The organism is Halomonas sp. QHL1 (assembly GCF_001882345.1).
In the GTDB taxonomy this organism is placed as follows: Bacteria; Pseudomonadota; Gammaproteobacteria; order Pseudomonadales; family Halomonadaceae; genus Vreelandella.
Map to the genome: position 1 here is coordinate 3,393,685 of NZ_MINL01000001.1, position 11,968 is coordinate 3,405,652.

General features: G+C 56.5%; 12 protein-coding genes. 8 read left to right on the forward strand and 4 right to left on the reverse strand.

The features are described from left to right. Window positions 1-87 precede the first annotated feature (87 nt). The 4 genes from QHL1GM_RS15585 to map form a co-directional block, all read right to left on the reverse strand. On the reverse strand, window positions 88-429 hold the full coding sequence (locus QHL1GM_RS15585; protein WP_071695277.1) for a Spx/MgsR family RNA polymerase-binding regulatory protein: 342 nt from the start codon (window positions 427-429) through the stop codon (window positions 88-90). A gap of 56 nt (window positions 430-485) precedes the next feature. Further along, on the reverse strand, window positions 486-1,682 hold the full coding sequence (gene dapC, locus QHL1GM_RS15590; protein ID WP_071695278.1) for a succinyldiaminopimelate transaminase: 1,197 nt from the start codon (window positions 1,680-1,682) through the stop codon (window positions 486-488). A gap of 216 nt (window positions 1,683-1,898) precedes the next feature. Next, complete coding sequence (locus tag QHL1GM_RS15595) at window positions 1,899-4,574, reverse strand: [protein-PII] uridylyltransferase (protein WP_071695279.1); 2,676 nt, start codon at window positions 4,572-4,574, stop codon at window positions 1,899-1,901. Beyond that, window positions 4,574-5,365: a type I methionyl aminopeptidase gene (gene map / locus QHL1GM_RS15600; protein ID WP_071695280.1), complete on the reverse strand. Its 792-nt coding sequence runs from the start codon at window positions 5,363-5,365 to the stop codon at window positions 4,574-4,576. The genes QHL1GM_RS15595 and map overlap by 1 nt, the downstream gene beginning before the upstream one ends. Window positions 5,366-5,367: 2 nt before the next feature. Here map and QHL1GM_RS15605 point away from each other — a divergent pair, with 2 nt between their 5' ends. From QHL1GM_RS15605 to ispC, 8 genes are all read left to right on the forward strand, one after another. Continuing rightward, the gene (locus QHL1GM_RS15605) at window positions 5,368-5,586 is read left to right on the forward strand and encodes a hypothetical protein (protein WP_071695281.1); all 219 of its coding nucleotides are present in this window, start codon (window positions 5,368-5,370) and stop codon (window positions 5,584-5,586) included. 113 nt (window positions 5,587-5,699) lie between these two features. Continuing rightward, complete coding sequence (gene rpsB / locus QHL1GM_RS15610; RefSeq protein WP_007111720.1) at window positions 5,700-6,449, forward strand: 30S ribosomal protein S2; 750 nt, start codon at window positions 5,700-5,702, stop codon at window positions 6,447-6,449. 228 nt (window positions 6,450-6,677) lie between these two features. After that, entirely contained in the window at window positions 6,678-7,547 is an 870-nt protein-coding gene (gene tsf, locus QHL1GM_RS15615; RefSeq protein ID WP_071695282.1) for a translation elongation factor Ts, read from the forward strand. 178 nt (window positions 7,548-7,725) lie between these two features. After that, entirely contained in the window at window positions 7,726-8,499 is a 774-nt protein-coding gene (gene pyrH, locus QHL1GM_RS15620) for a UMP kinase (RefSeq protein ID WP_007111718.1), read from the forward strand. A gap of 4 nt (window positions 8,500-8,503) precedes the next feature. Next, window positions 8,504-9,061: a ribosome recycling factor gene (gene frr / locus QHL1GM_RS15625; RefSeq protein WP_071695283.1), complete on the forward strand. Its 558-nt coding sequence runs from the start codon at window positions 8,504-8,506 to the stop codon at window positions 9,059-9,061. 93 nt (window positions 9,062-9,154) lie between these two features. Further along, window positions 9,155-9,943 (forward strand): polyprenyl diphosphate synthase, encoded by a 789-nt coding sequence (gene uppS / locus QHL1GM_RS15630; protein ID WP_071695284.1) that lies wholly within the window; start codon window positions 9,155-9,157, stop codon window positions 9,941-9,943. Then, window positions 9,936-10,766, forward strand: coding sequence for a phosphatidate cytidylyltransferase (locus QHL1GM_RS15635; RefSeq protein ID WP_071695285.1), 831 nt, complete (start codon window positions 9,936-9,938; stop codon window positions 10,764-10,766). The genes uppS and QHL1GM_RS15635 overlap by 8 nt, the downstream gene beginning before the upstream one ends. After that, entirely contained in the window at window positions 10,763-11,962 is a 1,200-nt protein-coding gene (ispC, locus tag QHL1GM_RS15640; RefSeq protein WP_071695286.1) for a 1-deoxy-D-xylulose-5-phosphate reductoisomerase, read from the forward strand. Before QHL1GM_RS15635 ends, ispC begins: the two co-directional genes overlap by 4 nt. Window positions 11,963-11,968: the final 6 nt, after the last annotated feature.

The window sequence follows — 11,968 nt, forward strand, 5'->3', positions numbered from 1 at the left end:
GTGATAAATAGTGAAGAAAAATAGGCAAAGCCAAGGTGCCTGGTTGTTTAATTACTTTGCTGCTGAAGCACTTGGCCACTTGAGTACTTAGCCGAGCTTGTCGTAATCGCCCTCGCGGTAGCCGACTAAGATAGTGGAGTCGTCTACTTCGAGCAGCGGCCGCTTCAGCAGCGTGGGATGTTTCATCAGTAGTTGGCGGGCCGAGTTGGCGTCGTAATCTTTTTCCTCATCGGAAAGTTCGCGCCAGGTTTTGCTGCGTTTGTTAATGACTTCCACAAGCGGCACGCGATGTAAAATATGTTCTAGCAGCGCAGCGGAGAGACCATCTTTGCGCAGATCGTGGGTTTTATACAGCAGCGCTTTCTCATCCAACGCTTTACGCGCTTTGCGGCAGGTATCGCAGTTATCGATGATATACAGCGTCAGCATACGACCTCCTGAAAATGTTGAGCCAGAGAATGTTGAACCAGAAAATGTTGAATGCGTTAACCGCGCTCTAAGAGTTGACGAATTCGTTGGGCGGCTTCAAGAGTGGGCGCTAGTTCTGCCACCAGCGCGAGGCGCAAACGCCCTGCGCCGGGGTTAACACCATTTTCACCCGTACGCCCCATTAGGCTGCCCGGCAGTACGCTAACGTGCTGCTCGGCAAATAGCCTCTGCGTGAAGGCAATATCGTCGCCACTGGGCACCGCAGGCCATAGGTAAAAGCTAGCTTGTGGTGCGGGAAAATCCATGATCGGGGCAAGCACCTCGGTGACCGCGCTAAATTTTTCGCGGTAGGCGTCGCGGTTGGCGCGCACGTGCTGCTCATCCTGCCAGGCGGCGATGGAGGCGTGCTGAAGCGGCAGCGACATGGCACAGCCATGGTAAGTGCGGTAGCGCTTAAACGGTGTGAGCAGTGCCGCATCCCCCGCTACAAAGCCCGAGCGCAGGCCCGGCAAGTTGGAGCGCTTGGAGAGCGAGTGAAACACCACGCAGCGCCGGTAATCATCACGACCCAGCTCGGCGCAGGCTTGCAGCAGTCCCGGTGGTGGGGCGGCTTCATTGAGGTAGAGCTCCGAGTAGCACTCGTCCGAGGCGATAATAAAGTCGTGTTCGTCGGCGAGAGCAATCAGCTGCTTAAATTCATTAAGGGGCGTGACCGCGCCGGTAGGGTTACCCGGCGAGCAGATAAAAACGATTTGCACGTCGCGCCACGTAGCGGCGGGCATAGTGCTAAAGTCGGGCCGAAAGTTGTTCTCAGCGGTGCAGTCTAAATAGAGCGGCTCGCCGCCTGCCAGCAGCGTCGCACCTTCGTAGATTTGATAAAACGGATTGGGTACCGCGACTTTCGCCGGGCGGCTGCGATCCAGTGCCGCCTGCACAAAGGCAAAAATGGCTTCCCGAGTGCCGTTAACGGGCACCACGTGCCGTTCGCTGTCGAGTTCGCGCAGTTGAAAGCGTTGTCTTGCCCAGTTGGCGATGGCTTGGCGGAGCGCTGGCAGGCCGTTGGACGCAGGATAACGGGCCATTTCCAGCTGGTGCGTCACCAGCGCTTCAAGCGCTGCGGGGTAGGGCGCGTGCTGGGGCTCGCCAATGGTCAGCGGGATATGCGCCAAGTCAGTTGGGGGCGTTAGTTCGGCTTTCAGTGCGGCCAGCTTTTCAAACGGGTAGGGATGCAGGGCGTCGAGGTCGGCGTTCATGATATGTCCGTTGATGGCTGGCTGGCGTAAACCGTCGATTATAGGCAAGCCCCGGTGCAGGCTCAAACCTAATGGTCGGCTCTAGTTAGGCTGCCGGTCGACAGGGTCACGAGGAGGCGCTGTAAATCCCTCCCTGGAAGCTACATTTGCCATCCATGGCAAATGACCTCCTCTTTGACCTGTCCCCGGCGCCTTAGGCTAATGCTGATTAAGCGTTTAAACCCCCAACACTTCAATTAAGCGTTCGCGCAGCTGCTGCTGGCGCTCGGGGTCGGTAAGCGGTTCGCCTGCTTTGGTGGTGATGAAAAAGACGTCCTCTACCCGCTCGCCGAGGGTGGCGATTTTTGCCGCGGAAAGCGAGATATCCTGCTCCATAAAGATACGCCCCACCCGGGCAAGCAGGCCAGGGCGGTCGGGGGCCGTTAGCTCCAGCAACGTACGTTCATTGGCCGGATCCTGCTCAATTAGCACCTCTGTGGGTACCTTGAAGTGCTTGAGCTGGCGCGGCGTGTGGCGGGTGACGATATCCGGGTAGTCGTCGGGGTCATCGAGCTCTTCCACCAGGTGTTGGCGCATCTCTTCGATGTGGCCTGGGTCACGTATGGGCTGCCCATGGCTGTCGAGCACGATAAAGGTGTTTAGCGTCCAATCGTTGTGGGAGGTCGCAATGCGCGCATCGTGAATTGAGAGCCCCAGTTGCTCCATGGCAGCGGCGGTAGCCGCGAAAAGGTCGTCCACCGAGCGGGTGTGGATAAACACTTTGGTGCCGCCTTCGGACATGTCAGCAGTCGGCGCGCTGATCAACACCAGCGGCAGCGGCGACTGGTTGTGATTCAGAATGCCCTGGGTCTGCCAAACGATTTCGCTGGGCGCGTACTGCAGGAAGTAGTCTTCCCCTAGCGATTCCCAAAGATGATCGATTTGCTCACGATTAACGCCAATTGTTTGCAGTAGCGAGCGAGCTTCGGTGCGCGTTTCCCGCACCCAGTCATCGCGGTCGGGCGGGTTGTTCAGGCCGCGGCGCAGGGCGCGTTTGGTTTCCGCATGCAGCTGGCGCAGCAGCGACGCCCGCCAGCCGTTCCATAGCGTGGGGTTAGTGGCATTGATGTCGGCCACGGTGAGCACGTAAAGGTAGTCCAGACGCGTTTCGTTACGCACCACCAAGGCAAAATCGCGAATCACATCGGGGTCGCTAATATCGCGCTTTTGCGCCGTCATCGACATCAATAGATGGTGCTCAACCAGCCAGCTCACCAGATTGGTATCGTGGGGCGAAACGTGGTGGCGCTGGCAGAACTGTTCAACGTCTCGGGCGCCGATTTCCGAGTGGTCGCCGCCGCGCCCTTTGCCTATGTCGTGAAACAGCCCCGCGATCCACAGCAGATCCAGTTTGGGCAGTTGCTGCATTAGTACGGCTGCCACCGGGAAGTCGCCTTTCGCTTCTGGTTTGCGGAAATTGTGCAGAAATTTGAGTAGCAGCAGGGTGTGGGCATCGACCGTGTAAATATGGAACAGGTCATGCTGCATCAGCCCTATGGCACGGCCAAATTCGGGCAGGTATTTGCCCAGAATGCCGTAGCGGTTCATGCGCCGTAGCTGGCGGGGCACGTTGCCGGGGGCGCGCATAATGGCCATAAATAGCCGCTGGTGGCGCGGGTCTTCCCGGTAGTGGTCGTCGATCTGGTGGCGATGGTCGCGAATTAGCCGGATGGTATCAGCACGTACCCCTTCGATTTCGGGGTGCTTGGCCATCAGCAGAAATAGCTCCAGCATCGCCGCAGGCCGCTCGCGGAATAGATTGCGCGAACGGACTTGAATATAGCCGCCCTTGGTCTCAAATCGCTCGTTGAGTTTGACCGTAGTGAGCGTCTCCTTGCCGCGCAGAATGACCTCGTCAAAGTGCTGCAGTAGCATATCGTTGAGACCTGCCAGCGCAGTGACGTGCCGGTAGTAGCGCTTCATAAACTGCTCGACCGCGAGACGCTCTGGCGTATCGCGGAAGCCAAACATTTCGGCGATGGTGCGCTGGTGGTCAAACAGCAGGCGGTCTTCGGCGCGGTCGGTAATCATATGCAGGGCATAACGCACCTGCCACAAGAACGCCTGCCCCTGGCTTAAAATGCGCAGCTCGGCATCGTTCATAAAGCCGTTGGCGACAATGTCGGTGTACTGCTCGGTACCGAAGTGGCGCTTGGCCACCCAGCCGATCATCTGGATATCGCGTAGCCCGCCGGGGGAGCTTTTGAGGTTCGGTTCTAGGTGGTACTCGGAGTTGTTGTAGCGGTAGTGGCGGGAAATCTGCTCCTGCCACTTGGCTTCAAAAAAACGGTCGGCGGGCCAAATGTGCTCGGCGCTGAGGCGCTCGCGCATCGCTTCGCGCAGGCTTTCTGGCCCGGCGATCAGGCGAGATTCGAGCAGGTTGGTAATCACCGTGACATCCGCTTCGGCTTCCCGTTCGCAGTCGCTAAGCGAGCGAACGCTATGACCAATTTCCAGGCCAATATCCCACAAGAAGGTGATAAAGGCGGTCAGCGGTTCTCGATAGGCGGTGTCGTCGTCCTGCTCCAGTAGTAGCAGTAGATCGATATCCGAGTGGGGGTGTAGCTCACCACGGCCATAGCCGCCTACCGCCACCAGCGCAATACCATCATCGGGCCACTCATGCTGCGCCCAGGCAATCGCCAGCAGCTGATCCAGGTACCAGGCGCGGCCGCGCACCAGGTCGCGGATGTCTGCACCGGCGCGAAACTGGTCGTCCAGGCGCGCCTGTAGCTCGCGCAGTGCGGCCTTGAAGGGAGCAACTGGCGAGCGAGATCCGGCAAGTTCAGTGCGGAAAAGATCCAGGTCGTAAAGCGTGGTGTCCGGCTCAAACCGGTGGTGGTGTAGGAGCATCAGTTGGTCAAAAAACTGAAGTCTTCATCGCCACGCGCGGTCAGCACTTCGACGCCGCCCTCGGTCACCAGCAGCGTGTGCTCCCACTGCGCCGAAAGACTGCGGTCTTTGGTGACGGCGGTCCAGCCATCGCGCAGCACCTTGGTTTTATAGCCGCCAACGTTAATCATTGGCTCGATGGTAAAGCACATGCCGGCGGCGAGCTTAATGTCGGCATTCGGGGCGTAGCCGTCGTAGTGCAAAAACTGCGGCTCTTCGTGAAACTCGGCGCCAATACCGTGGCCGCAGAAGTCGCGAACGACGGAGTAGCCGTTGCTTTCGGCATGTTTTTGAATCACGCGGGCAAGCTCAGACAGGTGCACGCCGGGCTTGACCAGCTCGATGCTTTTATACAGGCACTCCTGAGTGATGCGGCACAGCCGTTCACCCTGGATGGTCTCTCCCACCACGAACATCACGCTGGAGTCGCCGTGGTAGCCGTCGGTGGTCTTAACGGTGATATCTAAATTCATGATATCGCCTTTTTTGAGCTTCTTGGCGTCATCGGGGATGCCGTGGCACACCACATGGTTCAGCGAGGTGCAGGTCGCTTTGGGAAAACCATGGTAGTTCAGCGGTGCAGGGGTCGAGCCCAGCTCGTTAACAATATACTCATGACAAAGACGGTCGATTTCCCCCGTGCTAATTCCCGCCTGGACGTGGGGGGTGATCATTTCAATTACGCTAGCCGCTTGGCGCCCGGCTTCGCGCATGTGTTCGATTTCAGAAGGCGTCTTGATAGGAACGTTCATGAATGCTCGATATGAATGCAGAATGGATAATTGAATGGCGCAATTTAAGACCGTCAAACGGGGTGCGACTTCATCTTGGCAATGATCTATGGTATAAAGCCGCGCGCTTTCCTGCAATCGTGATTCCTAGCTTCTTATTAGCTGGGAAGGACGCAGTAGGGCAGGGCGATGAATCCGCAGGGTGCTCGTTAACGGGCGCGTTGCTTACTATCAAGCCTTAAAAACACACATGCACCGGCACATGGTCCCGGGTGCCGCTGGCAGCGTTTAACGCGGTCAACGGTCGGATCCATGGGGTGCGTGGAGGCCTAACCCGAGTTTTAGGAGTTCTACCATGTCTCACGTTAATATGCGTGACCTGCTGAAAGCAGGCGCTCACTTTGGTCACCAGACCAAGTACTGGAACCCGAAGATGAGCAAATTTATCTTCGGCGCGCGCAACAAGATTCACATCATCAACCTTGAACACACCCTTCCGGCGCTGAACGAAGCGATCGATGTGGTCGAGAAGATGGCGGCATCCAACAACAAAATTTTGTTTGTTGGCACCAAGCGCAGCGCTAGCAAGGTAATTAAAGAAGAAGCCAATCGTGCTGGTCAGCACTTCGTCAACCATCGCTGGTTGGGCGGCATGCTGACAAACTTCAAGACCATCCGTCAGTCGATTAAGCGTCTGCGTGATCTTGAAGCTATGCGCGAAGATGGCACCTTTGAGAAGCTGACCAAGAAAGAAGTTTTGGTAGCGACTCGCGAGCAGGAAAAGCTTGAGCGCTCTATCGGCGGTATCAAGAACATGGGCGGCCTACCGGACGCACTGTTCGTGATCGACGTTGACCACGAGCGCATCGCGATCAACGAAGCCAACAAGCTGGGTATCCCGGTTATCGGCGTGGTGGATACTAACTCCAACCCCGATGGCGTTGATTACGTAATCCCCGGCAACGATGACTCTATCCGCGCTATCCAGATCTACGTAAAAGCGATTGCGGATGCCTGTGGTCGTGCCAAAGAAGGCAACGCTCAAGAGTTCGTTGAAGTGACCGAAGAGGCCGCTGCAGCTGAAGACAACACTGCCGCCGAGTAATCGCAGCAGTGGGTGCGGTGAGCAGGTGTGCCGCATCAAGATAAAGGGGGCTGTGCCCCCTTTTTCCCGCTACAGATGAGCTGTCTGAGCGGACGAATTTGCCGGCACTCAGTACCGGCCCCGTAATACAGAGAGACATAGGGCAGCGTGATACATGATGGTCATTTATCATGCCTATACTCTGTGTTGCGTCTAACTCTCATAGAACCATTTTAGAGGTGAATTCTCATGGCAGCTATCAGCGCCTCTCAGGTCAAGGAACTTCGCGAACGTACCGGTCTCGGCATGATGGAGTGTAAAAAAGCACTCACCGAAACCGACGGTGATATCGAAGTTGCGATTGAAAACCTGCGTAAAAGCTCCGGCCTAAAAGCGGCGAAGAAAGCCGATCGTATCGCCGCAGAAGGTGTAGTGGTAACGCGTGTAGCGGAAGACGGTAGCTACGGCGTAATGGTTGAAATCAACTCCGAGACCGATTTTGTTGCTCGTGATGACAACTTCATCGCGTTTGCCGACAAAATCGCCGCAGCCTTCTTTGCAGCGAAAAGTGAAGATGTTGCCGCCGTTATGGCTGGCGAACTGGAAACTGCCCGCGAGCAGTTGGTTCAGAAAATCGGTGAGAACATCGGTGTGCGTCGCGCCATCGTAGTTAACGCTGCTGACGGTGGCCTAGTAGGCGAATACGTCCACGGTGGCCGCATTGGCGTTCTAACCGTGTTGACAGGCGGTACTGCGCAAGTCGCTAAAGACGTTGCTATGCACGTAGCGGCGATCAACCCTGCGGTTGCACATCCTGCCGATATGCCCCAAGAGCAGCTGGATCAAGAAAAAGCGATTATTCTGGCGCAGCCGGATATGGCCGGTAAGCCGGAGCAAATCGCTGAGAAAATGGTTCAGGGCCGCTTGAAAAAGTACCTGGCAGAAAACAGCCTGACCGAGCAGCCGTTTGTTAAAGATCCCAACCAAACGGTCGCTGAGTTCGTCAAAGCTGCGGGCGGCGAAGTGGTAGGCTTTACGCGCTTTGAAGTTGGCGAAGGTATCGAGAAAGAAGAAGTCGACTTTGCTAAAGAAGTTATGGAACAGGCTGGCCGTCGCTGAGGTCAGAAGTTTCAGAAAAAAGATGGCGTGCGCGTGAGCGCACGCCTTCGCGTATCCGGCCCCTGTATAATCAATGCTAGAATAATCGGCCCTTTTAAAGCTGGTTTTATACACTGGTTTTTATACCAAGGGGGCTGCCCCGCCTGCCTGTTTACAGGTCTGCCTCAGGAGAGATGCCATGTCGCGTGATGTTCAAGAGCCTACCCCCCATGTAGCACCCAGCAAAGCTGAGGGCTCGAAGTCAAAATACAAACGTATTTTGCTCAAGCTTTCTGGCGAAGCGTTGATGGGTGAGCACGATTTTGGTATTGACCCTAAAGTACTTGACCGCATGGCGCTGGAAATTGGCCAGCTAGTCGGCATTGGTGTGCAGGTGGGTATCGTGATTGGCGGTGGTAACTTGTTCCGCGGCGCGGCGCTCAATGAAGCCGGCATGGATCGCGTCACCGGTGACCATATGGGTATGCTGGCTACCGTTATGAATGCGTTGGCGATGCGCGATGCTCTAGAGCGTTCCAATATCCGCTCGCGAGTGATGTCGGCTATCCCGATGAGTGGCGTGGTAGAGCATTATGACAGGCGTACCGCCATTCGCTATTTAACTTCAGGGGACGTGGTGCTGTTCTCTGCAGGTACTGGTAATCCCTTCTTCACCACCGACTCTGCTGCTTGTTTGCGCGGTATTGAGGTGGACGCCGACGTCGTGATCAAAGCGACCAAAGTCGATGGCGTCTACAATAAAGACCCGGTAAAACATCCGGATGCGGTGAAGTACGACCAGCTCTCTTACGACGACGCCCTGGATCAAAAATTGGGCGTTATGGATTTGACCGCTATCTGCCTGGTACGTGACCATAATATGCCGGTGCGGGTATTTGACATGAATAAGCCTGGCGCCCTACTGAATATGGTCGTAGGGGGCAAGGAAGGCACGCTGATATACAGAGGGTAATGACGTGATCAACGATATTAAGAAAGACGCCGATTCGCGCATGCACAAAAGCGTTGAGGCGCTGCATAGCAACTTCAATAAAATTCGTACCGGTCGTGCTCACCCGAGCATTTTAGACGCCGTTACCGTGGACTATTACGGCAGCCAAGTACCGCTTAGCCAAGTGGCATCGGTCAACGTTGAGGACGCCCGCACGCTGACGATTGCGCCGTGGGAGCAGGGCATGGTGCAGAAGATCGAAAAAGCCATCATGACCTCTGATCTTGGTTTGAACCCGGCCAGCGCTGGTAACGTGATCCGTGTGCCGATGCCGATGCTCACCGAAGAGACCCGCAAAGGTTACATCAAGCAGGCGCGCAGCGAAGCTGAAAACGCCCGCGTTGCCGTACGTAACGTACGTCGTGATGCGAACGGTGACTTCAAGTCGTTGTTAAAAGATAAAGACATTACCGAAGACGATCAGCGTGAAGGCGAAGACGCGATTCAAAAGCTGACCGACAAGTATATTGCTGAGATCGATAAAGCGCTGACTGCAAAAGAGCAGGATCTCATGCAGGTATAAACCTGTGCTTTATTCAGCCGCGGGCAGCTTAGGCTGCCCGTTTTGCCACACTCTGGCTGGTTTTTTTATGACTGAACTTTGGTGCGAGAATCCATGACGTCTCCGCAGCTTCCTGATAAACAGCCGGACGACGCCTGTGCTTCTTCTCTGGCCGGGGAGGCCCCGCCGTCTCACGTTGCCATCATTATGGATGGCAATAACCGCTGGGCGCGCGCGCGCGGGCTTTCGGGGGTGCGCGGGCACCGCGCAGGTGTAGAAACCGTCCGTGCGGTGATTCAGCGAGCCGCCGAGCGCGAGGTGCAAACGCTCAGCCTGTTTGCCTTCTCCAGTGAAAATTGGAAGCGCCCAGCCGCAGAAGTCAATGCGTTGATGGAGCTGTTTTTGATGGCGCTTAAGCGCGAAGTCAAAAAGCTCAATGAACGTAATGTTCGCCTTTCAATTATTGGCGAACAGCGCGGTTTTTCCCACGCTATCCAAAAGCATATTCAGCGTGCTGAAGCGTTAACGGCAGACAACACGGGTATGCATCTGGTGATTGCCGCTAACTATGGCGGTCAGTGGGATATCGCACGCGCCGCGCGCACTTTAGCCGAGCAAGTGGCGGCTGGTGACTTGGCACCTGCAGATATTGATGAGGCGTGCTTTGATACCGCGATGGGGGTTGATGACGTGCCGCCGGTGGATCTATGCATACGCACCAGTGGTGAGCAGCGGCTATCCAACTTTATGCTTTGGCAGTTAGCTTATGCCGAGCTGCACTTTTCCCCACTGCTATGGCCCGATTTCGGTGCGGATGCGTTTGATGCGGCATTAAACGACTTCTGTCAGCGCCGTCGTCGCTTTGGCATGACGGACGAACAAATAGAGGCGCAGGGTGCTTAAACAGCGGATTATCACCGCAGCCTGGCTAGCACCTCTGGTGCTGGCTGGCCTGTTTGGTTTAGACGGCGGCGCTTTTGCGCTTTTTACGGCGCTGATAGTGCTACTCGCCACCTGGGAGTGGGCCAATCTGGCGGGCGTTACCCGTTCGGCGCAACGTGCCCAGCTCGTGGCCGTGATGGCGGTGTTGATGTTGGTCATGTGGCTGATCGGGGCTGCCACATCGATATGGCCGCTTTGGCTCTCCGCCGCTGGCTGGCTGGTGAATCTCTACTGGGTAACCCACTACCCTGCGGCGGGTGAGCAGTGGCAAGCCACCACGCGGCGCTTGGCGATGGGCCTGTGGGTGCTATTGCCCTGCTGGGTGGGCTTTAACGTTCTGCGTGACATTGGCATGGCCTGGCTGCTGTTTGTGTTGCTGCTGGTCTGGTGCGCGGATATCGGCGCCTACTTTGTGGGGCGTAATTGGGGAAAGCGCAAATTAGCTCCCCATGTGAGTCCTGGCAAATCATGGGAGGGTGTTTACGGCGGCTTAGCGGCGACCGCTATTTTGGCCATCCTCTTTGCGCTGTGGTTGCCGCTGGGTCTAGTGGGTGGCATTACTCTGATACTCATCACCGCCGTGGTCACCTTGGCCTCTGTGCTCGGGGATCTGCTGGAAAGCATGCTCAAGCGCCATCGTAATATCAAAGATTCAAGCCAGTTGCTTCCTGGTCACGGCGGAGTGCTGGATCGTATTGATAGTCTTACCGCAGCGATTCCGCTGTTTGCGCTGTTCTATGTGGAAGTACTGGTTGAGGTGTTTGCTCAGGTGCCGCCGCTATGAGCCAACTCGCTAATAAGCAACGCGTGACCGTGCTTGGCTCGACAGGCTCTGTGGGCACTAGCACGTTGGATGTGATTAGCCGCCACCCCAACCGCTATAGCGTCCATGCCCTGACCGCGCACACCTCAAAAGAGGCTCTGCTAGCGCAGTGCTTGGCACACCATCCCGCGGTCGCCGTGCTGGATGATGAAGCCGATGCGGCTTGGCTGCGCCAAGAGCTCAAGCGGGCAGGCCAGCTAACCGAGGTGAACTCAGGTCCCGAGGCGCTGTGCGAAGTCTCCCGAGAGGCCAGCGTCGACTGCGTAATGGCGGCCATCGTAGGGTCGGCGGGCTTGCTGCCTGCGCTAGCCGCCGCGGAAGCAGGCAAGCGCGTGTTATTGGCCAATAAAGAGGCGCTGGTGATGAGCGGCGCGCTATTTATGGAGGCCGTGGCACGCTCTGGCGCAACATTACTGCCGATTGATTCCGAACATAATGCCATTTACCAGTGTCTACCTGCGGAGCATCGTGGCGGGCTTGCCAAGCACGGCGTTCGTCAGCTGCTGCTAACGGCCTCAGGCGGGCCGTTTCGTACCTGGAGTCAGGACGATATCAATAATGTCACTCCCGAGCAGGCCTGCGCTCACCCGAACTGGTCAATGGGGCGTAAAATATCGGTGGATAGCGCCACACTGATGAATAAAGGGCTAGAGCTTATTGAAGCCTGCTGGTTGTTTGATGCCACGCCCGAACAGATCCAGGTGGTGATACACCCGCAAAGCGTGATTCACTCCATGGCGGCCTATCAGGATGGCTCAGTGATTGCCCAGTTAGGTAATCCTGATATGCGCATCCCCATCGCATACGGGCTAGCGTGGCCAGAGAGAATTGACGCTGGGGTCGAAACACTGGATCTTTTTCAGGTGGCGCGGCTTGATTTCGAAGCCCCCGATGAAACCCGTTTTCCCTGTTTAGGGCTTGCCCGTGAAGCGATGCGGCATGGCGGCATGGCACCCGTTGTGCTCAACGCTGCCAATGAGGTTGCGGTTGAGGCATTCCTACAGCGTCGGCTCGGCTTTACAGCCATTGGGCAGTTAGTAGCCGACGTCTTGTCGCGCCCCTGTCAAGGCCGTGTTGATAGCCTTGATAGCGTATTAGCAACAGATCAATGGGCGCGACAGCAGGCGCTGGAACTGGTAACAAGGTGGTCCGCTTAAGCATTC